Source organism: Dyella kyungheensis (assembly GCF_016905005.1).
Lineage (GTDB): Bacteria > Pseudomonadota > Gammaproteobacteria > Xanthomonadales > Rhodanobacteraceae > Dyella > Dyella kyungheensis.
The window spans coordinates 835953-861002 of record NZ_JADIKC010000003.1 but is presented as its reverse complement, the minus strand read 5'-3'; the positions used below and the strand labels follow the sequence as shown (position 1 = coordinate 861002).

Annotated in this window: 24 protein-coding genes and 5 tRNA genes; 5 read left to right on the top strand and 24 right to left on the bottom strand. The window is 64.5% G+C overall.

Features of this window, described 5'->3' with window-relative positions; translation table 11 throughout:
* Positions 1-5: 5 nt before the first annotated feature.
* Complete coding sequence (locus ISP20_RS08645) at positions 6-629, bottom strand: XrtA/PEP-CTERM system exopolysaccharide export protein (protein ID WP_239535439.1); 624 nt, start codon at positions 627-629, stop codon at positions 6-8.
* A gap of 356 nt (positions 630-985) precedes the next feature.
* On the opposite strand from ISP20_RS08645, the gene ISP20_RS08640 reads away from it, so the two are divergent.
* The gene (locus tag ISP20_RS08640; RefSeq protein WP_204635633.1) at positions 986-1786 is read left to right on the top strand and encodes a glucose 1-dehydrogenase; all 801 of its coding nucleotides are present in this window, start codon (positions 986-988) and stop codon (positions 1784-1786) included.
* 69 nt (positions 1787-1855) lie between these two features.
* On the opposite strand, the gene ISP20_RS08635 is transcribed toward ISP20_RS08640, so the two are convergent.
* The 7 genes from ISP20_RS08635 to rlmE form a co-directional block, all read right to left on the bottom strand.
* A tRNA-Lys gene (locus tag ISP20_RS08635) sits at positions 1856-1931 on the bottom strand.
* Positions 1932-1958: 27 nt separating this feature from the next.
* Positions 1959-2035 (bottom strand) — tRNA-His (locus tag ISP20_RS08630).
* A gap of 14 nt (positions 2036-2049) precedes the next feature.
* Positions 2050-2126, bottom strand: a tRNA-Arg gene (locus ISP20_RS08625).
* A 28-nt stretch (positions 2127-2154) separates the two neighbouring features.
* Positions 2155-2231, bottom strand: a tRNA-Pro gene (locus ISP20_RS08620).
* 172 nt (positions 2232-2403) lie between these two features.
* Positions 2404-2480: transfer RNA gene (locus ISP20_RS08615), tRNA-Arg, on the bottom strand.
* Between the two features lie 448 nt (positions 2481-2928).
* Positions 2929-4878: an ATP-dependent zinc metalloprotease FtsH gene (ftsH, locus tag ISP20_RS08610; protein WP_204635632.1), complete on the bottom strand. Its 1950-nt coding sequence runs from the start codon at positions 4876-4878 to the stop codon at positions 2929-2931.
* Positions 4875-5525 carry a 23S rRNA (uridine(2552)-2'-O)-methyltransferase RlmE gene (gene rlmE / locus ISP20_RS08605; protein WP_204635631.1) on the bottom strand — a complete coding sequence of 217 codons (651 nt, stop codon included), beginning with the start codon at positions 5523-5525 and terminating at the stop codon, positions 4875-4877. Before rlmE ends, ftsH begins: the two co-directional genes overlap by 4 nt.
* 79 nt (positions 5526-5604) lie before the next feature.
* On the opposite strand from rlmE, the gene yhbY reads away from it, so the two are divergent.
* Both yhbY and ISP20_RS08595 read left to right on the top strand, forming a co-directional pair.
* Positions 5605-5901 carry a ribosome assembly RNA-binding protein YhbY gene (gene yhbY, locus ISP20_RS08600; protein WP_204635630.1) on the top strand — a complete coding sequence of 99 codons (297 nt, stop codon included), beginning with the start codon at positions 5605-5607 and terminating at the stop codon, positions 5899-5901.
* Positions 5902-5912: 11 nt separating this feature from the next.
* Complete coding sequence (locus ISP20_RS08595) at positions 5913-6287, top strand: Mth938-like domain-containing protein (protein WP_204635629.1); 375 nt, start codon at positions 5913-5915, stop codon at positions 6285-6287.
* Positions 6288-6373: 86 nt separating this feature from the next.
* On the opposite strand, the gene ISP20_RS08590 is transcribed toward ISP20_RS08595, so the two are convergent.
* The 4 genes from ISP20_RS08590 to surE all read right to left on the bottom strand — a co-directional run bounded on the left by ISP20_RS08590 (position 6374) and on the right by surE (position 9559).
* Positions 6374-7354 (bottom strand): peptidoglycan DD-metalloendopeptidase family protein, encoded by a 981-nt coding sequence (locus ISP20_RS08590; RefSeq protein WP_204635628.1) that lies wholly within the window; start codon positions 7352-7354, stop codon positions 6374-6376.
* A gap of 76 nt (positions 7355-7430) precedes the next feature.
* Complete coding sequence (locus ISP20_RS08585) at positions 7431-8039, bottom strand: YqaA family protein (protein ID WP_046971491.1); 609 nt, start codon at positions 8037-8039, stop codon at positions 7431-7433.
* 25 nt (positions 8040-8064) lie between these two features.
* Complete coding sequence (locus ISP20_RS08580; RefSeq protein WP_082121017.1) at positions 8065-8760, bottom strand: protein-L-isoaspartate(D-aspartate) O-methyltransferase; 696 nt, start codon at positions 8758-8760, stop codon at positions 8065-8067.
* 4 nt (positions 8761-8764) lie between these two features.
* Complete coding sequence (gene surE, locus ISP20_RS08575) at positions 8765-9559, bottom strand: 5'/3'-nucleotidase SurE (RefSeq protein ID WP_204635627.1); 795 nt, start codon at positions 9557-9559, stop codon at positions 8765-8767.
* A gap of 199 nt (positions 9560-9758) precedes the next feature.
* Between surE and ISP20_RS08570 the strand changes: the two genes are divergently transcribed.
* Entirely contained in the window at positions 9759-10310 is a 552-nt protein-coding gene (locus ISP20_RS08570) for a Smr/MutS family protein (RefSeq protein WP_204635626.1), read from the top strand.
* Positions 10311-10598: 288 nt separating this feature from the next.
* On the opposite strand, the gene truD is transcribed toward ISP20_RS08570, so the two are convergent.
* The 12 genes from truD to cyoA form a co-directional block, all read right to left on the bottom strand.
* Positions 10599-11615, bottom strand: a complete 1017-nt coding sequence (gene truD, locus ISP20_RS08565; RefSeq protein ID WP_204635625.1) for a tRNA pseudouridine(13) synthase TruD — start codon at positions 11613-11615, stop codon at positions 10599-10601.
* A gap of 52 nt (positions 11616-11667) precedes the next feature.
* Positions 11668-13086, bottom strand: coding sequence for a magnesium transporter (mgtE, locus tag ISP20_RS08560; RefSeq protein ID WP_204635624.1), 1419 nt, complete (start codon positions 13084-13086; stop codon positions 11668-11670).
* Positions 13083-13556, bottom strand: a complete 474-nt coding sequence (gene ispF, locus ISP20_RS08555) for a 2-C-methyl-D-erythritol 2,4-cyclodiphosphate synthase (RefSeq protein WP_275586789.1) — start codon at positions 13554-13556, stop codon at positions 13083-13085. The genes mgtE and ispF overlap by 4 nt, the downstream gene beginning before the upstream one ends.
* 30 nt (positions 13557-13586) lie before the next feature.
* Positions 13587-14279, bottom strand: a complete 693-nt coding sequence (gene ispD / locus ISP20_RS08550) for a 2-C-methyl-D-erythritol 4-phosphate cytidylyltransferase (protein WP_204635622.1) — start codon at positions 14277-14279, stop codon at positions 13587-13589.
* A complete protein-coding gene (gene ftsB, locus ISP20_RS08545; RefSeq protein ID WP_204635621.1) occupies positions 14276-14602 on the bottom strand; it encodes a cell division protein FtsB in 327 nt (108 codons plus the stop codon). The genes ispD and ftsB overlap by 4 nt, the downstream gene beginning before the upstream one ends.
* Positions 14603-14620: 18 nt before the next feature.
* Complete coding sequence (eno, locus tag ISP20_RS08540; protein WP_204635620.1) at positions 14621-15934, bottom strand: phosphopyruvate hydratase; 1314 nt, start codon at positions 15932-15934, stop codon at positions 14621-14623.
* A 94-nt stretch (positions 15935-16028) separates the two neighbouring features.
* Entirely contained in the window at positions 16029-16862 is an 834-nt protein-coding gene (kdsA, locus tag ISP20_RS08535) for a 3-deoxy-8-phosphooctulonate synthase (protein WP_204635619.1), read from the bottom strand.
* Complete coding sequence (gene pyrG / locus ISP20_RS08530; protein ID WP_204635618.1) at positions 16859-18529, bottom strand: CTP synthase; 1671 nt, start codon at positions 18527-18529, stop codon at positions 16859-16861. The genes kdsA and pyrG overlap by 4 nt, the downstream gene beginning before the upstream one ends.
* Before the next feature lie 287 nt (positions 18530-18816).
* Positions 18817-19185, bottom strand: a complete 369-nt coding sequence (gene cyoD, locus ISP20_RS08525; RefSeq protein ID WP_204635617.1) for a cytochrome o ubiquinol oxidase subunit IV — start codon at positions 19183-19185, stop codon at positions 18817-18819.
* Complete coding sequence (cyoC, locus tag ISP20_RS08520; RefSeq protein ID WP_204635616.1) at positions 19185-19817, bottom strand: cytochrome o ubiquinol oxidase subunit III; 633 nt, start codon at positions 19815-19817, stop codon at positions 19185-19187. Before cyoC ends, cyoD begins: the two co-directional genes overlap by 1 nt.
* A gap of 3 nt (positions 19818-19820) precedes the next feature.
* Complete coding sequence (gene cyoB / locus ISP20_RS08515) at positions 19821-21845, bottom strand: cytochrome o ubiquinol oxidase subunit I (RefSeq protein WP_204635615.1); 2025 nt, start codon at positions 21843-21845, stop codon at positions 19821-19823.
* A gap of 3 nt (positions 21846-21848) precedes the next feature.
* Entirely contained in the window at positions 21849-22832 is a 984-nt protein-coding gene (gene cyoA, locus ISP20_RS08510) for a ubiquinol oxidase subunit II (protein ID WP_204635614.1), read from the bottom strand.
* Positions 22833-23058: 226 nt separating this feature from the next.
* On the opposite strand from cyoA, the gene ISP20_RS08505 reads away from it, so the two are divergent.
* Positions 23059-24858, top strand: coding sequence for an aminopeptidase P family protein (locus tag ISP20_RS08505; RefSeq protein ID WP_204635613.1), 1800 nt, complete (start codon positions 23059-23061; stop codon positions 24856-24858).
* The last annotated feature ends 192 nt before the right edge of the window (positions 24859-25050 follow it).

Genomic DNA, 25050 nt, shown 5'->3' with positions numbered 1-25050 from the left:
CGGCGTTAAAACGCGCGCATCGGTACGGTGACAACATCCCCGGGTTGCACGGGGTAATTGGTGGCGAGATCGCCCTTCTGCAGCACGTTGTCCAGACGCACCGCATAAGGCGTGGTCACGCCGTTCTTGCCTTCGCGATACAGCTCGGTTCGATCGGGTGCGGCAAACTCGGTGGTGCCGCCGGCGGCCAGCACCGCGTCGAGCACGGTCATGCCCTGGCGATACGGAATGGATACCGGCGTGCGCACGGCACCGGTCACGCGGACGCGCGACAGATACTCATGACTGCGCAAAGCGGTGAGGATCACGGCGACCTGCGGGTCGCGCACATAGGACTGCAGCTTTTCCTTGATCTCCGCAGCCACTTCCTCGGGCGTCTTGCCGCCGGCCATCACGTCGCCGATCAGCGGCACGGTGATCTTGCCGTCCGGCCGCACCGGTACGCTGACGCTGAGATCGGGGTTCTGCCAGACCGTGACCTGCAGTTGGTCGTCCACACCGATCTTGTAGGTGGATACCGCCTGCGCGGCCGGATCGATCCTTGGCGCCTCGGTCGAGCCACGCCCCGTGGCACAGCCCGACAGTACTGCTGCAACGCAAATAGCAAAGAACAGTGAGAGAACTTTCATGGCGGGCCCCCTGCGACAAAGTGTGAACTGCGTCACTTACGAGTATATCCACGGCCCAAGAGAACTTGACAAAGCCATTCGTTCTATGTCTTGACGCACATGGATTCCGCAGAAATGCGTCCGCACTTCAGCCGCCGCGAACGGCGTGAAGACGGCAACCCCAGTCCAGCCAAAGGAACTGCGAATCCGGACAGCGGCTCGCGCAAATCAGATCCCGCGGATTTAGGCCGTTTGGCCGATGGGGTGGAAACGAGGGCATGCACGCAGCGCCCGTCAAAACACGCGCGGAACGTCGTCGACCTCGTCTTTGCACGAGCTTCGCCAAGCTGTTCCCCTTCCCGCCGGGACGCCCCCCCATGACGCAAACGCCCGACATCACGCCGTTCGACGCCCAGCCACTCAAAGGCAAGACCATCCTCGTCACCGGAGGCGCGCAAGGCATCGGCCGCGGCATCGCGCAGGCCGTGCTTGGCGCGGGCGGCAACGTTTTCATCGGCGACTTGAATGCCGCCGCAGGCAAGGCTTGCCTCGACGAGTGGAAGGTCGGCAAACGCGCCGGCTTCGCCACACTCGATGTCTCTCGCGAACCCATCGTGAAACGATGGACCGCTTCGGCGCTCAGGCAATTCGGCCGCATCGACGGGTTGGTAAACAACGCCGGCATCGCGAGCCCGCACACGGGACCACTCACCGAACTGTCGCTCGACCAGTGGAATCGCTACCTTTCCACCAACCTCACCGGCGCATTCCTCTGCGCCAAGCACGCACTGGCGGAACTGAGCCGGCATCGTGGCGCCATCGTGAACATCGCGTCCACCCGCGCGTTGCAGTCCGAAGCGGATTCGGAAGCCTACGCCGCCACCAAGGGCGGCCTGCTTGCATTCACCCATGCCCTGGCGATCAGCGCAGGGCCCGACGTGCGCACCAACGCGATCCTCCCCGGCTGGATCGCTACCGATGCCTGGCGCGAACCCGCCGAACGATCCGCCCCGAAACTCAGCCGCCGCGACCACGCGCAACACCCCGCCGGCCGCGTCGGCACGCCGGAAGACATCGGCGCTTTGGCCGTCTATTTGCTATCGACGCAATCGTCGTTCGTGACCGGCCAGCACTTCGTCGTCGACGGCGGCATGACAGTGAAGATGCAGTACGTGTAAGGACATGGCCCGCCGCCACCAGGCGCGCAAAACAAAAGGCACCTAGATTTCTCTAGGTGCCTTTCGAATTGGTGGGCCGTGAAAGATTCGAACTTTCGACCAATTGATTAAGAGTCAACTGCTCTACCAACTGAGCTAACGGCCCTGAAACTGTTTGTACTTACTGGTCAACTGGGGTGGAAGATGGGACTCGAACCCACGACCCTCGGAATCACAATCCGATGCTCTAACCAGCTGAGCTACATCCACCGCAAAACTTGAACTGGCGCGCCCGACAGGAATCGAACCTGCAACCGTCGGCTTAGAAGGCCGATGCTCTATCCGGTTGAGCTACAGGCGCTTGTGCACATGGTGCAATAGCATCTGCATGGTCGGGGCAGAGGGATTCGAACCCCCGACATCCAGCTCCCAAAGCTGGCGCTCTACCAGGCTGAGCTATACCCCGATTTCGAAACCTTCAACCGATACGGGCTGAAGCTTTGAAATGCTACGGGTGACGCCTAGCCTAGTCAATCCGTATCAAAGCAACCGAACTTCCAACGTTACGCTCGGTCCGCCTGGCGATCGACTGCCTTGCGGTGCAAACCGTGATGCGAGCATCACGACTTGCGGTTGTATGGCGCGCCCGGAGAGATTCGAACTCCCGACCACCAAGTTCGTAGCCTGGTACTCTATCCAACTGAGCTACGGGCGCGTTTTAAAACTTTTGCCTTGTCGCTTAACCACCGAAGTGGAAAGCGCCGAAGCGAGAAGCGGAATTATTCAGATTCGAGGGCGGTGCGTCAACTCTTTTTTTCAGATTTTTTTCATTGCCGTGTGGAAATCTTCACGTTCGGCGATGAGTGCACTTCACTCGAGCCGCTTATTTTAGCCTTCTGCCGCTCTTTCGGCTACACCTTGCAGGCAAAAAACACACATAACTTTGTGGGAGCGCACTTGTGCGCGACAAGCCGACGGAGCGATACATCCCAACGCTGCGTCGCGCACGAGTGCGCTCCCACAAAGGAACGCGCTGAACCCGCCTCGTTGAGACACCCATCGCGCTGAATGACGCGTACCTGCTGCGCTCGTCTACATGCCCGGTTAGCCCACAAAAAAAGGCGGCCCCAGGGCCGCCTTTCTTCGAAGCATGCAAACCGCGATCAGCGATCCGCGATACGGCTCTGCGTGGCCGGATCGCCCACCTTGGCGCCCGTGTCGCCACGCGGCGGCGGAGGCGGCGGCGTGGAACCGGTGCTGGAGTTCTTCGACCAGTCCGCCGGCGGACCCGGCACGCGGCCGGCCATGATGTCGTCGATCTGACGCGCATCGATGGTCTCGTACTGCAGCAGCGCATCGGCCATCACGTGCAGCTTGTCGATGTTGTCGGTCAGCAGCTGTTTGGTGCGGGCGTAGTTGCGGTCGAGGATGGCACGCACTTCCTCGTCGATCTTGCTCGCGGTTTCATTGGAGACGTTCTTGTGCTGCGTCACCGCGCGGCCCAGGAACACTTCGTCCTCGTCCTCGCCGTAGGTCACCGGACCGAGCACATCGGACAGGCCCCACTTGGTGGCCATGTTGCGAGCCATCTTGGTGGCGCGCTCGATATCGTTGGATGCGCCGGTGGTCACCTTGTCTTCGCCGAAGATCAACGCCTCGGCCACGCGACCGCCGTACAGCGAGCACAGCTGCGATTCGATCGCCACCCGGTTCATGCTGTACTTGTCGCCTTCCGGCAGGTACATCGTCACGCCCAGCGCGCGACCGCGCGGGATGATGGTGACCTTGTAGACCGGATCGTGCTCGGGCACCAGGCGACCGACGATGGCATGACCGGCTTCGTGATACGCGGTCAACTTCTTCTCGTCTTCGCTCATCGCCATCGAGCGGCGCTCGGCACCCATCAGGATCTTGTCGCGCGCCTTGTCCAGGTGGCTCATGCGCACGTCGCGGGCGTTCTCGCGGGCGGCGAACAACGCAGCCTCGTTCACCAGGTTGGCCAGATCGGCGCCGGAGAAGCCGGGCGTGCCGCGGGCAATCGTCATCGCATCGACGTCCGCCGCGGTCGGCACGCGACGCATGTGGACCTTGAGGATCTGCTCACGGCCCTTCACGTCCGGCAGGCCCACCACGACCTGGCGGTCGAAGCGACCCGGGCGCAGCAGCGCCGGATCGAGCACGTCGGGACGGTTGGTGGCGGCGATCACGATGACACCTTCGGTGCCCTCGAAACCGTCCATTTCCACCAGCAGCTGGTTGAGCGTTTGCTCGCGCTCGTCATGGCCGCCGCCGAGACCGGCGCCGCGATGGCGGCCGACGGCGTCGATTTCGTCGATGAAGATGATGCACGGCGCGTGCTTCTTGGCCTGCTCGAACATGTCGCGCACGCGGCTGGCGCCAACGCCTACGAACATTTCAACGAAGTCCGAGCCGGAGATCGAGAAGAACGGCACCTTCGCTTCGCCGGCAATGGCCTTGGCCAGCAGCGTCTTGCCGGTACCCGGAGGGCCGACCATCAGCACGCCGCGCGGAATCTTGCCGCCCAGCTTCTGGAACTTGCCCGGATCGCGCAGGAACTCGACCAGCTCGCCGACTTCTTCCTTCGCTTCATCGCAACCGGCGACGTCGCTGAAATTGACCTTGATCTGATCCTCGCCCTGCAGCTTGGCGCGCGAGCGGCCGAAGCTCATGGCGCCGCGACCACCGGCACCGGCCTGCATCTGGCGCATGAACCAGATGAACACGCCGACGATCAGGATGATGGGCAGCCAGTTGAGCAGCAGGCCGAGCAGCGAGAAGCCGTTGTTGGACGGCTCCTGGCGGACCTCCACGCCCTTGTCCTGCATCTGCTTGACCACCCCGTTGGTGGACCAGCCCAGGACCGGCGCGACGGTGCGGAACGAGCTGCCGTCCTTCAGCTTGCCGCTGATGGCGGCCGGCTGGTCGGCACTGATGTTGGCCGAGGCCACGTTCCCGTTGTCGACGCTCTGCACGAAGCTGCTGTAAGGCAGGTCCGACGAGGAGGCGCCATGCGGGTTGAAGCTCTGGAACACGGTGAGCAGGACCACCGCGATGATCAGCCAGAGCAGCAGGTTTTTCGCCATTTCATTCATGCACGGTTCTCGCCGGATTGCCCGCCGTGGATCTTTCGCCCCACGGCCAATGCATACACCTCCCGCGAACGTGCGCGGGAGGCCTTGGGTTTACGCATCGTTACGCGGGTGAAGTCTGCGCGCAAGCTGCGGATGTAGTCGTCAAAACCTGTGCCCTGGAACAATTTGATCAGAAACGAGCCGCCGGGCTTGAGCCACTGGCGGCTGAAATCCAGCGCCAGCTCGGCCAGGTCCATTGCCCGGATCTGATCCGACAGGGCCACACCACTCATATTGGGGGCCATATCAGACAGCACAAGATCGACCTGCTGGCCTTGCAGGCGGCTTTCCAGCTCGCGCAGCACCGATTCCTCGCGGAAATCGCCCTGGAGGAAGTCCACGCCGCCGATGCCCTGCATGGGCAGGATGTCCATGGCCACCACGTGGCCGGTATCGCCCAGGCGCTGGCGCACCAGCTGCGACCATCCGCCCGGGGCGGCTCCCAGGTCGACCACCCGCATATTGGGCTTGAGCAGGCGATCCTTGTCGATCAGCTCTTCCAGCTTGAAGACGGCGCGCGAGCGCAGGCCTTCGGCCTGGGCTTTCTTCACATAAGGATCATCGAAGTGCTCCCGCAGCCAGCGGGAACTACTTTTGCTGCGCGCCATCGACAGTTGCCAAGATACGGGGGAGATGGCCGCATGATACCCTTACCGGTCCTATCGCAGTGAATCCGAGACTGAACGCATGGCACTTTCCCCTTCGCAGCGCCGCTACCTGCGCAGCCTTGCGCATGACCTGAGCGCCGTCATCCTGCTGGGTGCCAAGGGCGCGACCGAGGCCGTGCGCAAGGAACTGGACCTCGCGTTGAGCCAACACGAGCTGGTCAAGGTGAAGCTGTCGGGCGGCGACAAGGAAGAGCGCCAGCAGCAGATCGACTTCCTGACCGAAGGCACGCAGTCCGAGAACGTGCAGCAGATCGGCCATATCGTGGTGCTGTTCCGTCGCAACGAGGACGAGCCCAAGCTCGCCCTGCCCCGCTAAGGGCCACCGCGATGGATCTGTCGCTCGACCGCCCCGAGGGTTACCTGTTCATCCGCCGGGTCGGCGCTCGCAGCATTACCGTGGTCGATCGCGAATTCAGCAGCAGCTTCCTGCTGTCGCCCGGCCAGCTGGTGGAAAACTGGCCGGTGACCGCCGCCGTCGAACTCGACGCCGGCCATATCGAGGCCATCCTCGCCTTGAAGCCCGAAGTGGTGCTGCTGGGTACCGGCGAACGCCAGGTCTTCCCGGCCCAGGCCTTCATGGCCGGCCTGCTGCGCAAGGGTGTCGGCGTGGAAGTGATGGACAACGCGGCCGCCGCCCGTACCTATGACCTGCTGGCAGGCGAAAGCCGGCGCGTGGTGGCGGCGTTCATCCTGCCCGCCTAGCTGGAAAACTGTGGGAGCGCACCCTGTGCGCGACTGCTCCAGCCTCAAGGCCTGAGGCCGTCGCGCACAGGGTGCGCTCCCACACGCTACTTGGACGGCAGATAGCCCAGCGGATCCACCGGATTGCCGTCCTTGCGGATCTGGAACTGCAACTCGTCGCGCGATGCGCCGGTCGAACCCATTTCCGCGATCTGCTGGCCCGCCGTGACGCGCTGGCCTTCCTTCACCAGGCGCTTGCTGTTGTGCCCATAGGCCGACAGGTAGCTGTCGTTGTGCTTGACGATGACCAGCTCGCCGTAGCCCACCAGCCCGTTGCCGCTGTACACGACCACGCCATCGGCTGCCGCGCGCACCGCGTCGCCTGACTTGCCGGCGATCTCGATGCCCGGGATGGCATCGCCCGACTGGAAGCGCTTGATGAGCTGGCCATCGGCCGGCCAGCGCCAGTTCACGCCACCATTGCTGCGCGTGGCCCCCGGCGCTGCCGGTACCGGCGGCGCGGGCGGCGGCGTGTTGGCCGCCGTGGCAGCGGGTGCGCCAGCGACAGGAACCACGGGAGTGGTGCTGGCAGCCGGTGCGAGCGTCGGCGCATGGGCAGGTGCCGTTGCGGCCGGTGCAGCCGCTACTACGGCGGCATTGGCGGTGGAGGCAGATGCCGGTTGAAAGCCCTGCTGAGGTTCCGGCGCAGGGGTCACGACATGGGCAGTGGGCGGAGCGGGTTTGATCGTCGCCACCACCGGTGCGGGATGCACGGCCGCTGCCGCCGGAGGCCTGCCGTCAGGAGAGGACAGTTTCAATTCCTGTCCGGGCCAGATCGTGTAAGGCGAATCGATATGGTTCCAGCTCGCCAGGTCGCGGAAATCCACGCCGTTGCGGAAGGCAATCGAGTAGAGCGTGTCGCCCTTGGCAACCTTGTAGATGCCGCCCGGCATGGGTCGCGTGGCTGGCGCGACGACGCGCGACGTCGACCCGCTGGACGCGGGTTCGACGACAACGGTGCGCTGGGTGCCGCAGGCGGCCAGCAGGACGACGGTGGTCAGGGTCAGTGACCGGAGGTATCCATTCATGGGAGCAGCATAACGAGGCGCCGCGTCATTTTCATGCGTACGACTCCGAGGGACGCATGCCGTTGCCGGCCCGCGTTCAGCGCGACAGCAGCCACCAGGCCAAAAGGCCGGCCAGAATCACCAGCGCTGCCCAGCCAATGCGCTCGATGTGCTTGTGCAGGATGCGCTCGGCACGCTCGCCAAAAATGCGGATGAGCAAGGCCAGCAGCCACACGCGCTTGCCACGGCCCACCGCCATGCAGACCAGGAACGGAATCACCGGCACGCCCACGATGCCCGACGCCCAGGTGACGAACTTCATCGGCACCACCGGCTGCAACGCGGCCAGCGCAAGCACCAGCAACAGGCCCAGCCAATGTTGGTTCATCTGCAGGCGCAGGTTGTCCACGCCCTTTTCGATCGGCGCCAGCAGATGCAGGCTGTCGAGCAGCGGCGACAGCGCATGGAAGGCCCAATGGCCCAGCGCATAGCCGACCAGCGAACCCAGCAGCGAAAACAGCAGGCTGATGTTGGCGTAGAAAAACGCCTTGTGGCGCTTGCCGAGCATCATCGGCGCCAGCATCACTTCCGGCATGATCGGGAAGATGAAAGCCTCGACGAAACTCAGGCCGCACAAGTAATACACAGCCCTGGGGTGGCGCGCCCACGTGAGTGCACGCGCGTAAAGCGGTCCGAACAGACGCATGCTTAAACGTTTCCTTGTGAGCGCATCAGCCGATGCCGCCCAGCAGCGGCACGAAACTGACGGCGGCCAGTTCTTCCTGGATGAAATCGCCCTGGCCGTCGCCGCGCATGCGGATCAGGGTTTGGTTGCTGGGCGAACCGACCGGGGCGACCAGCACGCCGGTGGGGCTGAGCTGATCGAGCACGGCATGCGGAATCGCATCGCCGGCCGCGGTAAGGATGATCGCGTCGAACGGCGCCTCGTCGGGCCAACCGAGCTTGCCATCGTCATGCCGCGAGCGGATGTTGTTGAGGCCGAGCTGGCGGAAGCGGCGGCGCGCCTGGCGCAGCAACTCCTCGATGCGCTCGACGGTGAACACCTGCGGCACGATCTGCGCCAACACCACGGCCTGATAGCCGGAGCCGGTGCCGATCTCCAGCACTTTCTGCGGCACGCCCTGCTTGCCGTCGGGACGCTCCAGCAGCGCTTCGGTCATACGCGCCACCACCCAGGGCTGGGAGATGGTCTGCCCGTGGCCGATCGGCAACGCGGTGTTTTCGTAAGCGCGCGAATGCAGCGCCTGATCGATGAAATGGTGGCGTGGCGTATTGCGGATCACGTCGATCACACGCTGATCGCGGATGCCTTCTTCCTTGAGCTTTACGGCGAGGCGATCGCGCGCACGCTGCGAGGTCATGCCCTCGCCTTTCAGTGCCGATGGCGGCAAAGGATGCACGTTCATGCCCTCACGCTGCCTCATCAGCCGGCTTGCCGCCGGCCACACTCTTGTTCAAGCCGCCGATCCAGCTGCTGACCTTTTCCAGCGCCTGGAAGCGGGTCAGGTCGACATGGATGGGCGTGACCGAAATATAGCCGCGATGCACCGCGTTGAAGTCCGTGCCCGGGCCGGCGTCGTCGACGGCGCCTGAAGGGCCGATCCACCAGATTTCCTTGCCGCGCGGATCGGTCTGCTTGATGCACGGTTCGGAACGGTGACGCTTGCCCAGACGGGTGACTTCGAAGCCGCGGATCTGATCCCACGGCAGGTCGGGCACGTTGACGTTGAGGATGGTGTCCGCCGGCAGCGGATCGACCAGCAGCTGCTGCATCAACGACACCACGGCATTGGCGGCGGAGTCGTAGTGCTCGCCCTTGTGATCCTTGGTGACCAGCGACACGGCAATCGCCGGCAAGCCCAGGAAACGACCTTCCATCGCCGCCGAAACGGTGCCGGAGTAGATCACGTCGTCGCCCAGGTTGGCGGAGTTGTTGATGCCCGACACCACCATGTCCGGCTCGTAGTCGAGCATGCCGGCCAGCGCCAGATGGACGCAGTCGGTGGGCGTGCCAGCAACGCGGTAGTAACCGTTGTCCATCCGCAGGGCGCGGATGGGGGCATCCAGGGTCAGGGAATTGCTGGCGCCGGAGCGATCGCGGTCGGGCGCCACTACGGTGACCTGACCGACCGCGCCAAGGCGTTCGGCGAGCACGCGGATGCCCGGTGCATCCACGCCATCGTCGTTGGAAACAAGAACTCGCATGTTGATCCGTTCAAGGCCAGTCGCGGCGGCGCGGACGGAACTGCGCACGCCGTGTGAAGCCTGAAGTCTACCGGACCGGGGCGGCGGTTTCACATCAGAAAGGGCTGCCGCCGGCGCCCCGTTTCACAGGCCGTTTCGTTGTCGACGGCTCAACCGGGACGCGACACGGACGCGACGCCCGTGCATTAGGATTCGAGGCATGAAACATCGCCCGCCCGCGCCGGTCTCCGACGATGACGCCCGCCTCTTCCGGGAGGCCTTGGGCGACCAGGTGCGTGCCTTCGATCCGGTCGAACCCACCCCGTCCGCGCCCAAACCCGAGCCCCAGGCGCACATGCTGGAAGCGGACGAGGCCGCCGTGCCGGGCGAGCTGCTCGACATGGCCTTCGATCCGTCCATGCTCGAAGTGGGCGAGGAACTGAGCTATCTGCGCGACGGCTATCCACCCAAGCTGCTGCGCCAACTGAAACGCGGCCAGTACAGCATCCAGGACGAAATCGACCTGCACCAGATGAATGCCGCCACCGCGCAGGCCTGCATCTCCGATTTCCTCGCCGAAGCCAAACACAACGGCATCCGCTGCGTCCGCATCGTGCACGGCAAAGGCCTGCGCTCCCGCGCCGCCGGGCCGGTGCTGAAGGTGCTGACCGATCGCATGCTGCGGCGTCGCGATGATGTGGTTGCGTTTGCGTCGGCGAGGCCGATGCAGGGCGGGACGGGGGCGGTGGTGGTGCTGTTGAAGGGGCGGTAAGGTTGTGACTGCTTTGGTGTGCCGGTCGACAGCGATCCGGATACGACTGGAAACTGTGGGAGCGCACCCTGTACGCGACGGCCACGCCAGGGTTTACCGCTCCGCAGGCTTGTCGCGCACTAGGGTGCACTCCCACAGACAAGCACTAGTTTCTGGATCCTGCGAGCCCATGGCAGGTCAAAAGCGGTGGCAGCGCGACAACCGAGTTATACCGCTACTGGATTCCGGCCTGCGCCGGAATGACGAGCTGAAATGCTGCCAGCCTGCGCCGGGATGACGAGCTGAAAATCACCCCGTAACCGCCAACTCCCTCACCACCGTCGTCGCATACGCCCCCGCCGCCAACTCAAAACTCAACTCCAGCGTCCCCTCCTCCAGCCAACGCCAGGAAAGGTTCTGCGGAATCATGCGCAGAGCGCGACGCTCCTGATCCATCTTCGCCGCCACCAGCCCATCGGCCAGATCGGCATTGTCGGCGGCCACGGCGTTTTCAAGCGATGCCACCTCTGCCTGAGCAGGCGTTTCGCCACGCCCCCACAGCGGACCCGAAGGATGAATATCCCCCGTGGCCAACCGCTGCGACAACGTAGCGTCGAACGGCTCCGGCCCAAACCACGAGCGCGACCCGGCCAGCGACCAGATCTCACCGTCCATCGGCGAATCCCAGGCGTCGCGTTCGACGCGTGCCGCCAGTACCGCGTTGAAGATGTGCGATCGCGCAGCCGACAACAAAAAATGACGCTTGTCGCGATCCACCCGTCGACCCGCAAACATCGCGCGCGCCTGCGCCACGTTGCCGCCTTCGCGACCAAACCGCTGCTCGCCGAAATAGTTCGGCACGCCGCGCTGCGCGATCTGCTTGAGGATCTGATCGGCCACCGCGCGATCCCCATCGACCTGCCGCAGCACCAGCACGAAACGATTGCCGCGCAGTGCGCCGCGTTTGAGCTTGCGCGTATGACGCGTCGCCGCCAGCACCTTCACGCCCTCGGCGGGAAACGCCGACCAGTCGGGATCGGGCTTGCCCGCGAGCTGCACGGAAAACGTCTGGCGCGTCACCGCGTGGCGGTCCTTGAGCCCTGCATAACCTACGTTGAGCGGCGGAATGCCGGCGAATTTCGCCAGCTCGCGTGCCACCCAATCGGTATTCGCGCCACGCTTTTCCACCCACAGCAACGCGTGCTCGCCATTGCCGTCGGCGTCGTAACCGAGGATTTCCTCCACCTGGAAATCTTCGGGCGTGCTGCGCAGCACGGCGGTCAGCGGCGGGTTGCCATAGGCGTAGGGCAGTTCGAGATCGGACATGGGACTCCACCGGCGAGGCCGGCAACAAAAAGAAGAAAAGCGCGGGCGCGCATTACATCAGGAACAGCGTGGCGAGACCGAGAAAGATGAAGAAGCCACCGGAATCGGTCATGGCGGTGATCATCACGCTCGAACCCAGTGCCGGATCGCGCCCCATGCGCATCATCAGCAGCGGGATGCCGACGCCGCAGAAAGCGGCAAGCACGAGGTTGAGCGTCATCGCGGTGGTCATCACCACGCCCAGCGGGAAATTGCCATAGAGCAGCCAGGCGACCACGCCAATCACGCTGCCCCACACCAGGCCGTTGATCAGGGCAACCGCGATTTCCTTGCCCCACAGACGCCGCGCGCTGGCCGGCGTGATCTGGTCCAGTGCGAGTGCGCGCACGATCATGGTGATGGTCTGATTGCCCGAATTGCCGCCAATGCCGGCAACGATGGGCATCAGCGTGGCAAGCGCCACAAGGTGCTGGATCGAACCTTCGAACAAGCCGATCACGCGCGAGGCGATAAACGCCGTCACCAGGTTCACCGCCAGCCACGCCCAGCGGTTGCGGATGGACTTCCACACCGAGGCGAACACGTCTTCCTCTTCGCGCAAACCGCCGCGGTTCAAGGCCTCGCTTTCGCTCTCTTCGCGCAGCACGTCGACCATCGCATCGATGGTGATGCGACCGATCAGATGGCCGTTGCCATCGACCACCGGCGCGCTGACCAGATCGTAGCGTTCGAAGGCCTGGGCGACTTCATAGGCGTCGTCGGTGGGATGAAACGTGTTGACGTCCGGTGCCATCACCTCGCTCACGCGCTTCTCGGGCGAGGTGACCAGCAGCCAGTTCAGCGGCAGCACGCCGGTGAGCAGGTTGTCCTGGTTGATCACGAACAGCTTGTCGGTTTGCGCGGGCAGCTCGTCGAAACGGCGCAGGTAGCGCAGCACGGTTTCCAGGCTGATGTCGTCGCGGATGGTGACCATCTCGAAATCCATCAGCGCGCCGACCTGATCGTCCGGATACGACAACGCCGCCTGCACGCGCTCGCGTTGCTGCGCATCGAGGCTGGCCATGAGTTCGGGCAGCACTTCGCTGGGCAGGTCCTCGACCAGGTCGGCCAGTTCATCCGCATCCAGCGGTTCGACGGCCGCGAGGATCTCGTGGTCGTCCATGTCCGCGATCAGCGACTCGCGCACCGCATCGGAGACTTCCAGCAGGATCTCGCCATCGCGATCGGCCTTCACGCGCTGCCAGACGGCCAGGCGATCGACCAGGGGCAACGCCTCGAGCACATAAGCGATATCGGCCGGATGCAGCGCATCGAGCAGTCGCTGCAGCTCGACCTGCGCTTCGCGAAAACCCTGGTCGCTGTCGGGTTCCGGCAGCTGGCCAAGGCCGCGCAGCCGCCGCAACAGTTCGGCGATGTTCTCCAGCTGATCGTGGAGACGCGAGGCCGAACTGCGGCCTCCTACCTCGCTCATGCCAGGACCAGCAGCACGCAGGCTTGCGCCGCAATGCCCTCGCCGCGGCCGGTGAAGCCGAGCTTTTCGGTGGTGGTGGCCTTGATGCTGATGCGGCCGAGTTCGCAACCCAGCTCGTCGGCCACCGCTTCGCGCATGGCCAGCGAATGGGGCCCGACCTTGGGCGCTTCGCAGATCACGGTGACGTCCGCGTTGCCGAGCGCATAACCCTGCTCGCGCATCAGCTTGGCCGCATGGCGAAGAAAAAGGCGGCTGTCGGCATTGCGCCATTGTTCCTGGCTCGGCGGAAAATGCCGGCCGATGTCGCCCAGCGCCAGCGCGCCGAAAATGGCATCGCACAGCGCATGGATCACCACGTCGCCATCGGAGTGCGCCACCACGCCGTGCGTGTGCGGCACGCGCACGCCGCCCAGCATCACGTGGTCGCCTTCGCCGAAAGTGTGGACGTCGAAGCCCTGTCCGATGCGCATCATGGGTACTCCTTGGAGCCTCGTGGGCTCTTATTTCATACGCGACAACAGGAACTCCGCGAGTGCGAAATCCGTTGCCGTGGTGACCTTGATATTGTCTTCGGCGCCCTCGACCAGCAGCGGCGCGAAACCGGCGCGCTCCATCGCCATGGCCTCGTCGCTCACCGTTACGCCGGCAGCGTAAGCCACCTGCAGCGCGGCCGAGAGCTCGCCGCGACGGAACATCTGCGGCGTGAATGCGCGCCAGCGATGATCGCGTGGTTCAGTGACTTCGCTGCGCCCCGCGTCGTCCGCGCGCTTGAGCGTGTCGCGCAGTGGCGCGCCAAGCAGGCCGCCGCCCGCGGGCATGCCCAGATCGAGCAGACGCGTGATGTCACCTTCGCGCACGCAGGGACGCGCCGCGTCATGCACCAGTACGAAGCCGTCGTCGCTTACCTCGGGTGGCAAGGCGCGCACGCCTGCCAGTACCGAGTCGCAACGTTCTGCACCGCCCAGTGTTGTAAGCACAGGCTTGCCGTATAGAAGATCGGCACCCGGCCAGTGAGCATCATTGTCGCCAAGCACCACCATCAGACCCGCGATGCGGGGATGCGACGCCAGCCGCTCCAGCGTGTGCAGGATCAGCGGCCGGCCGGCCAGCGGCAGGTATTGCTTGGGGATGCTGCCACCAACACGCGTGCCGCGCCCCGCCGCCGGCACCACGCACCAGAGCGGCGCGTTCATGGGTTGCCGTTGGTGGAGGTGGCGGACGCGGGCGCCTGCGTGGCGCCCGGCTTTTCAACCACCTGGTAGAACGTCTCGCCTGGCTTGATCAGGCCGAGCTCGGCGCGGGCGCGTGCTTCCACGGCTTGCTCGCCGTGCTTGAGGTCGCTCACGTCCGCGCCCAGCGCCTGGTTGCGCTGGGTCAGCTTGTCGTTGTCCTCGCCCTGCTTCTTCACCGCCGCGCGCAGCGTTTCCACGCCGTGCACGCCGCCCGTGCCGCTCCACAGTTTTACCTGCAGAGCGATCAGGACGAGGACCAGGATCAGGGCAACCCAACGCAGCATAGGCGGAGTGCGCTCCTATCAGCCCGGCAGCTTGGCCAGGTTCGGGAACGCGTCGCGACCGGCATAACGCGCGGCCGAGCCCAGCGCCTCTTCGATGCGCAGCAGCTGGTTGTACTTGGCCACGCGGTCGGTGCGGCACAGCGAACCGGTCTTGATCTGGGTCGCGGTGGTGGCCACGGCGATATCGGAAATGGTGGTGTCTTCCGTCTCGCCCGAGCGATGCGAGACGATCGCCGCGTACTTGGCCTTATCGGCCATGGCGATGGCTTCCAGCGTTTCGGACAGCGTGCCGATCTGGTTGACCTTGATCAGGATGGCGTTGGCGATCTTCTTGTCGATGCCTTCCTGGAAGATGGTCGGGTTGGTGACGAACAGATCGTCGCCGACCAGCTGGATGTTCTGGCCGAGCTTGTCGGTCAGGTGCTTCCAGCCGTCCCAGTCGCCCTCGCCCATGCCGTCTTCGATGGTGACGATGGGGTACTGCTTGGCCCAGCTGGCCAGCACGTCGACCCACTGTTCCGGCGTGTAGACCTTGCCTTCGCCTTCCAGGTCGTACTTGCCGTCCTTGAAGAATTCCGAGCTCGCCACGTCGAGGCCGAGCAGGATCTCGCTGCCCACCTTGTAGCCGGTCTTGCCGATCGCTTCGAGGATGGTGTCGAGCGCTTCGATGTTCGAACGCAGGTCCGGCGCGAAGCCGCCTTCGTCACCCACCGCCGTGTTCAGGCCCTTGCCCTTGAGCACGCTCTTGAGCGCGTGGAAGATTTCGGTGCCAGCGCGCAGCGCTTCGGCAAACGTCGGCAGGCCCACCGGCAGCACCATGAATTCCTGCACGTCGACGTTGTTGTCGGCATGCGCGCCGCCGTTGATGATGTTCATCATCGGCACCGGCAGCGCACCCGGCTTGCCAGTGGTGCCGTTGATGCTGGCGAGGTACTGCCACAGCGGCTGGCGGTTCTGCGCGGCGACCGCATGCGCGGCAGCCATCGAAACACCCAGGATCGCGTTGGCGCCCAGCTTGCCCTTGTTCGGCGAGCCGTCGAGGTTGATCAACTTGGCGTCGAGACCGCCCTGGTTGGCGGCATCGAAGCCCTTCAGCGCGCTGGCGATGGCGCCGTTGACGTTGCCGACCGCGTTCTTGACGCCCTTGCCCAGGTAGCGGGCCTTGTCACCGTCGCGCAGCTCCACCGCTTCGCGCGAACCCGTCGATGCACCACTCGGCACGGCAGCGCGGCCAAAGCCGCCGCCGGCCAGGGTCACTTCCGCTTCAAGCGTGGGGTTGCCGCGGGAATCGAGGATTTCACGTGCGTGGATGCGGGTGATTTCGGTGCTCATGGGGTCCGTAGCTTGTCGAGGTGAATGAAGCGAGGGGGAAACATCCTGCCTGATTTGCGGGGGATGCGCTTCAATCGCCTCCCCCGAGAGCGAATCAGAGCGTGTGTTCGAGGAACGTGTGCCGCTTGGTGACCTGATCGAGTTCGAGCAGGGTTTCCAGCAGCGCTTCCATCTTGTCCAGCGGCCAGGCATTGGGGCCGTCGCTGAGCGCCTTGGAAGGATCGGGATGCGTTTCGGCAAACAGGCCGGCCACGCCCACCGCCACCGCGGCACGCGCCAGCACCGGCACGAATTCGCGCTGACCGCCCGAACTGGTGCCCTGCCCGCCCGGCAACTGCACCGAGTGGGTGGCATCGAACACCACCGGGCAGCCGGTATCGCGCATCACGCTGAGCGAGCGCATATCCGACACTAGGTTGTTGTAGCCGAAGCTGGCGCCGCGCTCGCACACCATGATGTCGTTGTTGCCGACGGCCTTGGCCTTGTCGGCCACGTTCTTCATCTCCCACGGCGAGAGGAACTGGCCCTTCTTGATGTTCACCGGCTTGCCGGCGCGCGCCACGTTCTGGATGAAGTCGGTCTGGCGGCACAGGAAGGCCGGCGTCTGCAGCACGTCGACCACGGCGGCCACTTCGTTCATCGGCGTGTATTCGTGCACGTCGGTGAGCACGGGCACGCCGAGCTGGCGCTTCACTTCGCCGAGGATCTTCAGGCCCGCTTCCAGGCCGGGGCCGCGGAAGCTGTTGCCCGACGAACGATTGGCCTTGTCGAAGCTGGACTTGAAGATGAAGTTGATGCCGAGCTTGCCGGTGATTTCCTTTAGCTTGCCGGCGGTATCCATCTGCAACTGCTCGGACTCGACCACACAGGGGCCGGCGATCAGGAACAGCGGCTGGTCCAGGCCGACCTCGAAGCCACACAACTTCATGCGACAGACTCCTTCGCGAGACGCTCGCCTTCGCGCACCGCCTTGAACTCGCGGGCGGCCTGCACGAAGCCGATGAACAACGGATGGCCATCGCGCGGGGTCGAGGTGAATTCCGGATGCGCCTGGCAGCCGAGGAACCACGGGTGCTTCTGCTGCGGCAACTCGACGATTTCCACCAGCAGATCGTCCATCGACTTGCCCGAGATCACCAGGCCGAGGTCTTCGAAGGTCTGACGGTAGCGGTTGTTGAATTCATAACGATGACGATGGCGCTCGCGCACCACGTCCTGGCCGTACAGCTCGCGCGCCAGCGTGCCGGCCTTGAGGCGGCATTCCTGCGCGCCCAGGCGCATGGTGCCGCCCAGGTCCGAACGCTCGCTGCGCTGCTCGACTTCACCCGTGGCGGTGGTCCACTCGGTGATCAGGCCGATCACCGGATCGGGGCTGTTGCGGTCGTTTTCGCTGGAGTCGGCTTCGGTCAGGCCGGCCACGTTGCGGGCGAAGTCCACCACCGCCGCATGCATGCCGTAGCAGATGCCGAAATACGGCACGCCCTTCTCGCGGGCGTACTTGGCGGCCAGTACCTTGCCTTCGAAACCGCGCTTGCCGAAGCCGCCCGGCACCAGGATGGCATCGGCACTGCCCAGCGCCTTGGCGGCGCCTTCGGCTTCGACCTGCTCCGAATCAACCCAGTTGAGATTGACGCGGGTGAGCTGCTTGATGCCGCCATGGCGCAAGGCCTCGCCCAGGGACTTATAGGCGTCCTTGTGCTCGACGTACTTGCCGACGATGGCCACGGTGACCTCGTCCTTGGGATGCTCCACCGCCTCGACGGTGCGCACCCACGAGGAAAGATCCGCCGGGCCGACCTGCAGGCCCAGGCGCTTGACCACGATCTCGTCGAGACCCTGCTTGTGCAGCCACAAGGGCTGCTTGTAGATGACGTCCACGTCGGCCGCGCTGATCACGGCGTTCTCGGGCACGTTGGTGAACAAGGCGATCTTGCGGCGCTCGCCATCGGGCAGCGGCTGCTCGCAACGGCACAGCAGCACGTCCGGCTGGATACCGATGGAGCGCAGCTCCTTCACCGAATGCTGGGTCGGCTTGGTTTTGATCTCGCCGGCGGCCTTGATGTACGGCACCAGGGTCAGGTGCATGAACATCACCTTTTCCGGGCCGTGCTCGATGCGCAGCTGGCGGATCGCCTCCAGGAACGGCAGCGACTCGATATCGCCCACGGTGCCGCCGATCTCGACCATCGCCACGTCGTAGCCGCGGGTGGCCTCATGGATGCAGTGCTTGATCTCGTCGGTGATATGCGGAATCACCTGCACGGTGGCGCCCAGGTAATCGCCCCGGCGCTCCTTGCGGATCACCGATTCGTAGATCTTGCCGGTGGTGATGGAGTTCTTGCCAGTCAGGCGGGTGTTGACGAAGCGCTCGTAGTGACCCAGGTCCAGGTCGGTCTCGGCGCCATCGTCGGTCACGTAGACCTCGCCGTGCTGGAAGGGACTCATGGTGCCGGGATCCACATTGATATAGGGATCCAGCTTCATCATGGTGACCGAGAGGCCACGCGCTTCCAGGATGGAAGCCAGCGACGCCGCGGCGATGCCCTTGCCAAGAGAGGACACCACACCGCCGGTGACGAAAATCAGGGGGGTCATGGGATGCAGCCGTGCTGGAAATCGGCATTTTAGAGGAAGAACGGTCTTACCGCGAGGGTTTGCGCTGGCTAAATGACTGGGGCGTTCAAGTTGGGGGCTTTTGCCCGTCATTCCGGCGCAGGCCGGAATCCAGTAGCGGGACGGCGCGGTTTTAGCGACAGCAGTGGCGGCGGCAGGCTAAGACCGGGCCTTGCCGCTACTGGATTCCGGCCTGCGCCGGAATGACGGCCTAAAAACAACAAAGGCGCCCGAGGGCGCCTTCGTCATCACGCAGAAACGAGCCAGCCCTACTCCACCGGCACCATCTGCGACGTCGGATGCATCATGTTCACATTCATGTTGTGCAGCACCCACAGCGAGCCGACCACCACGATGGCCAGGATCAGCAGGGTGAACAGCATGATGGCGAGGTTGCCGCGCTGCGAGGGCGAGGTGCCCATGTGCAGGAAGTAGACCAGCTGCACGATCAGCTGGGCCACGCCGAACACGATGATGCCGGGCATCATCAAGTCGTGCGGGACCTTGCCGCTCATGACCACGCCAAACGAGGCCAGGGTCAGCACCACCGACAGCACGAAGCCGACCAGGTAGGACTTGGTGCTGCCATGGGCGGCGTCGTGATGGGCCGCATCGTGGGACGAATGATAGTCGGACATCAGATGGCCCCCCGCAGGTAGACGAAGGTGAACACGCAGATCCAGACGATGTCCAGGAAGTGCCAGAACAGGCTCAGGCAGGACAGACGGCGACGGGTCGCGTCGGTCAGGCCGTAGCGGCGCATCTGGTCCATCATCACCACCAGCCAGATCAGGCCGCAGGTCACGTGCAGACCGTGGGTGCCGACCAGGGTGAAGTAGCTGGACAGGAACGCGCTGCGGCTCGGGCCGGCGCCGTCCGCGATCAGCTTGGCGAACTCATGCACTTCCATGCCGATGAAGCCGGCGCCGAACACGAAGGTCACCGCCAGCCAGGCCAGCAGCGCATTCTTCTTGCCGGCATGCATGGCGAGCATGGCCATGCCGAAGGTGACCGACGAGATCAGCAGCAGCATGGTCTCGCCGAGCACGTACGGCAGCTCGAACAGCTCCTTGCCGCTGGGACCGCCGGCGGTGGCGTTGCCCAGCACGGCGAAGGTGGCGAACAGGCCCGAGAAGATCAGGCAGTCGCTCATCAGATAGATCCAGAACCCCAGCAGGGTCTTGGATCCATCGTCGTGGTGATGGGCATCTCCCCCGTGGGAGATGCCGTCGAGCGCGCCGTGGGTGGCGCTTACTGCGGGACTGCTCATGACTTACGCCACCTTCTGACGCTGCGGCGCCGCCACCGGAGCCACCTGCGTGGTCTGGAACTGCTTGAGCTGGGCGTGACGCGAACGCTCGATGCGCTCCACTTCGGCCGCCGGCACCCAGTAATCGACGTCGCGGTCGTAGGCGCGCACGATGAAGGACGCAATCATGCCGAGCAGGCCGACCGCCGCCATCCACCAGATGTGCCACACCAGGGCAAAACCCAGGACCGTACCGAACGCGCCCATGACCACACCGACGCCGGTGTTGCGGGGCATGTGAATGTCTTCGTACTTGGCAGGTTGCACGTAGGCGACTCCGTTTTGTTTGTCTTCCCAGAACTGGTCCAGTTCACGGACCTGGGGCAGCGTTGCAAAGTTGTAGAACGGTGCGGGCGAGCTGATCGACCATTCCAGGGTGCGGCCACCCCATGGGTCGCCGCTGGGATCGGTGAGCTTCTTGCGGTCGCGCACGCTGACGTAGAACTGCATCAGGATGCAGAAGATGCCGGCCGCGATGATCGCCGCGCCGATGGCGGCCACGATCAGGTAAGGCTGCCAATCGGGGTTCGCATAGTGGTTCATGCGACGGGTCATGCCCTTCAGGCCGAGGATGTACAGCGGCACGAAGGCCACGTAGAAACCCACCAGCCAGCACCAGAACGACGCCTTGCCCCAGGCCTCGTTCAAGCGGAAGCCGAACGCCTTGGGGAACCAGTAGTTGATCGCCGCCAGGCAGCCGAACACCACGCCGCCGATGATCACGTTATGGAAGTGCGCGATCAGGAACACGCTGTTGTGCAGGACGAAGTCCGCACCCGGCACCGCCATCAGCACGCCGGTGACGCCGCCCACCACGAAGGTGACCATGAAGCCGATCGTCCACAGCATCGGCACGGTCATTTCGACGCGGCCGCGGTACATGGTGAACAACCAGTTGAACAGCTTCGCGCCGGTAGGCACCGAGATGATCATCGTCATGATGCCGAAGAAAGCATTGACGTTCGCGCCCGAACCCATGGTGAAGAAGTGGTGCAGCCACACCAGGAACGACAGCACACCGATCGCCGAAGTCGCATAGACCATCGACTTGTAACCGAACAGCGGCTTCTTGGAGAACGTGGCGACGATTTCCGAGTACGCGCCAAAGCACGGCAGCACCAGGATGTAGACCTCGGGGTGGCCCCAGATCCAGATCAGGTTCACGTACATCATGGCGTTGCCGCCAAGATCGTTGGTGAAGAAGTGCATGCCCAGGTAACGGTCGGCCGTGAGCAGCGCCAGCGTCACCGTGAGGATCGGGAACGCCGCGACGATCAGGATATTGGTGACCAGCGCCGTCCAGGTGAACACCGGCATCTTCATCAGCGTCATGCCGGGCGTGCGCATCTTCATGATGGTCACGATGAAGTTGATGCCGCTCAGCGTCGTGCCCAGGCCCGATAGCTGCAGCGCCCAGATGTAGTAATCCACGCCGACCGTTGGACTGTAATCAAGCCCCGACAACGGCGGATACGCCAGCCAGCCGGTCGCGGCGAAGTCGCCGACGAACAGCGACACCATCACCAGGAACACGCCCGACAGGAACAGCCAGAAGCTGAGCGAGTTCAGGAACGGATACGCCACGTCGCGCGCGCCGATCTGCAGCGGCACGACCATGTTCATCAGGCCGGTGATCAGCGGCATCGCCACGAAGAAGATCATGATCACGCCGTGGGCGGTGAACACCTGATCGAAGTGGTGTGGCGGCAGGTAGCCGGCCGAATCGGCCGCGGCCGTCGCCTGCTGCAAACGCATCATCAGCGCATCGGCAAAACCGCGCAGCAGCATGACCAGCGCCACGATGATGTACATGATGCCGATCTTCTTGTGGTCCACCGAGGTGAACCACTCCTTCCACAGGTAACCCCACAGACGGAACTTGGTAAGAGCCGCGAGCATCGCCAGGCCGCCAAGGAGGACGGCGGCGAGCGTCACCATCACGATCGGTTCGTGATAGGGAATCGCGTCAAGGGTGAGCTTTCCAAACATGGCTTACTTCTCTGCCTTGGCCGGGGTGATGTTCGAGGACACTGCGCCCCCGTCCTGGTGTTCGCGCATGTCCATCTGCATGCTTTCTTCCGGCGCGTCGTGATGCATGTCCATCGACATCGCTTCGTGCGTGCCCGCGTCATGCGACATGCCGTCCATGTGCTGGTTGAGCACGCTGGAGAACAAGCCGTTGCTGACGTTGCCGTAGTAGGCAACCGGCGTCTTCTCGCTGGGCTTGGCCAGCGTCTTGTAGCTGTCGGCGTCGAGCGTGGCCTGAGTGGCCTTGGCCTTGGCGATCCAGTCCTTGAAGCCGTCTTCCGAGGTGGCGATGGCCTTGAAGTGCATGTCCGAGAAGCCTTCGCCACTGAAGTTGGTCGACAGGCCGTCGTACGCACCCGGCTCGCGGGCGATCAGGTGCAGCTTGGTTTCCATGCCCGCCATCGCATAGACCTGGCTGCCCAGCTGCGGGATGAAGAAGGCGTTCATCACCGAATCGGAGGTGATCTGGAAATTGACCGGGCGATCGACCGGGAAGGCCAGCTCGTTGACCGAGGCCACGCCGTATTCCGGATAGACGAACAGCCACTTCCAGTCCATCGACACGACCTGCACCGTCACCGGCTTGGCTTCGGACTCCAGCGGCTTGTACGGATCGAGCGCATGCGAGCTCGTCCAGGTGATCACGGCGAGGATGGCCACGATGATCGCGGGGATGGTCCACACCACCACTTCGATCTTGCTCGAGTGCGACCAGGTCGGCGCGTAGGTAGCCTTCTTGTTGGCCTTGCGGTAGCGCCAGGGGAACCACAGCGTCATCGCGATCACCGGAATCGCCACGATGGCCATCAGGCCCAGCGCGATCAGGATCAGGGATTTCTCGTGGGCACCGATGTCGCCCTTGGGCGTGAGGACTTCCAGATTGCAACCGCTGAGCAACACAGCGGCGCCAACGCCTGCATAGCGCAGGCGCGAAAAGAGGGCTTGCATGTTCACTGACTACCTGGGGTACAGCGTGGGGACGGGCGGCATGTTAGCGATTTGTCCGAGCGTTTTCGCCTCCTAGAGACACAATGCCGCACATGCAACATTTTGCGCATGCGGTCGCGACCACTTGACTTGAAAAAGCAAGCGCGCGCACCCGCATTCGTGCGTCGACCTTGGTCGAAAAGCGGGGAAAAACCGGGCTTGCGGCGCCCCCTGCTACCATGCGCCGATGGACCAGACCACGCCCGCGAAACTGACTGCCCTTCGGCAAGCAATGCAGCAAAACGGCATCGCCGCCTGCCTGATTCCCAGCGCCGACCCGCACCTGTCCGAGTACCTGCCCGCGCATTGGCAGGCTCGCCAATGGATGTCCGGCTTTACCGGATCGGCCGGCACGCTGGTCGTCACGGCCAAGCACGCCGGCCTATGGACCGACAGCCGCTATTTCGCCCAGGCCGCGCATGAGCTGGCGGGTAGCGGCGTCGAGCTGATGAAACAGCGCGTGGCCCACGCGCCGGAACATATCGACTGGATACTGGACCAACTGGGCGAAGGCCAGACGCTGGCGGTGGCCGGCGACAGCTTTCCGCTCGCCGCCTCGCGGCAACTGGGACGGCGCCTGGAGCGTATCGGCGCACGCCTGCGCACCGATCTGGACCTGCCCGCGCTGATCTGGCCGGACCGCCCCGCCCTGCCCGGCGCGCCCATCGTCGAGCATCCCGCCCGCTACGCGACCCAGCCGCGCGGCGACAAATTCGCTCGCCTGCGTACTGCCATGCGCAAACAGGGCGCGACGCATCATCTGCTGTCCAGCCTCGACGATATTGCGTGGCTGACCAACCTGCGCGGCAGCGATGTGGAATGCAATCCGGTGTTCCTCGCGCATCTGCTGGTGCAGGCGGAGGGACACGCCACCCTGTTCGTGGACCGGGGCAAGCTCAGCGATGCGCTGGTGCAGGCGCTGGCCGCCGATCAGATCCGCATTGCCGACTACGCCACCGTGACCGATGCGCTTTCCGAACTGGGCGCGCAGGACCGGCTGCTGCTGGATGGCAACCGCGTGGTGGTCGCCGTGGCAGCCGCCGTTCCTGCCAGCACGACGGTGATCGAGGCGGCCAACCCCACGACCCTGTTCAAGGCGCGCAAGACAGAAGCGGAGCTGGAACACGTCCGCGACGTCATGCGCTGCGACGGCGCCGCGCTGGTGCGCGCGTTCCGCCGGCTGGAGGAACGCGTCACCGCCGGCATGGCGCAAACCGAACTCGATGTGGATGCCCTGCTGCGCGAAGCGCGTGCCGCGCAACCGAACTTCGTGGGCGAGAGTTTCTCGACCATCGCCGGCTACATGGCCAACGGCGCGCTGCCGCATTACCGCGCCACGCCCGAAGCGCACAGCACGCTGAAGGCGCAGGGTCTGCTGCTGGTCGATTCCGGCGGCCAGTACCTGGGCGGCACCACCGACATCACCCGCGTGCTCGCGCTGGGCGAAACCACCGCCGAGCAACGCCGCGACGCCACCCTGGTGATGAAGGGCCTGATCGCACTCAGCCGCGCCCGTTTCCCCAAGGGCGCCAGCGGTCCTCAGCTGGATGCACTGGCGCGCGCTCCGCTGTGGGCGAGCGGCATGGACTATGGCCACGGCACCGGCCATGGCGTGGGTTATTTCCTCAATGTGCACGAAGGCCCGCACGGCATCCGCCCGCCCGCGTCGGGCGCCACACTGGTGCCGCTGGACCCGGGCATGATCACCTCGATCGAGCCCGGCCTGTACAAGCCCGGCCGGCACGGCATCCGCCACGAGAACCTGGCGGTGGTGATCGAGGCGGACAAGACCGAATTCGGCGAGTTCTACGCGTTCGAGACGCTCACCCTGTGCCCGTTCGATCGCCGCGCCCTCGAGCCGGGCCTGCTCAATCCCGAGGAACGGGCCTGGCTGGACGACTACCACGCCACCGTACGCGCTGCCCTGGCGCCCCTGCTGGAGGATGCGGACCTGGCCTGGCTGGAACGGCACTGCGCCCCGCTTTAGGTCTTGCCCGTCATCCCGGCGCAGGCCGGGATCCAGTGGCGTCAGTACATGGTTTCGGCGAAACCATACACAGGCTGGCTTTGGACGAAAACTCTGCGGGATCGCTACTGGATCCCGGCCTGCGCCGGGATGACGAGCTAAGCAGGAGGCGCTTTCGCAGCCCGATCTTGACCCTTCCCGCCGCCCCAGCCA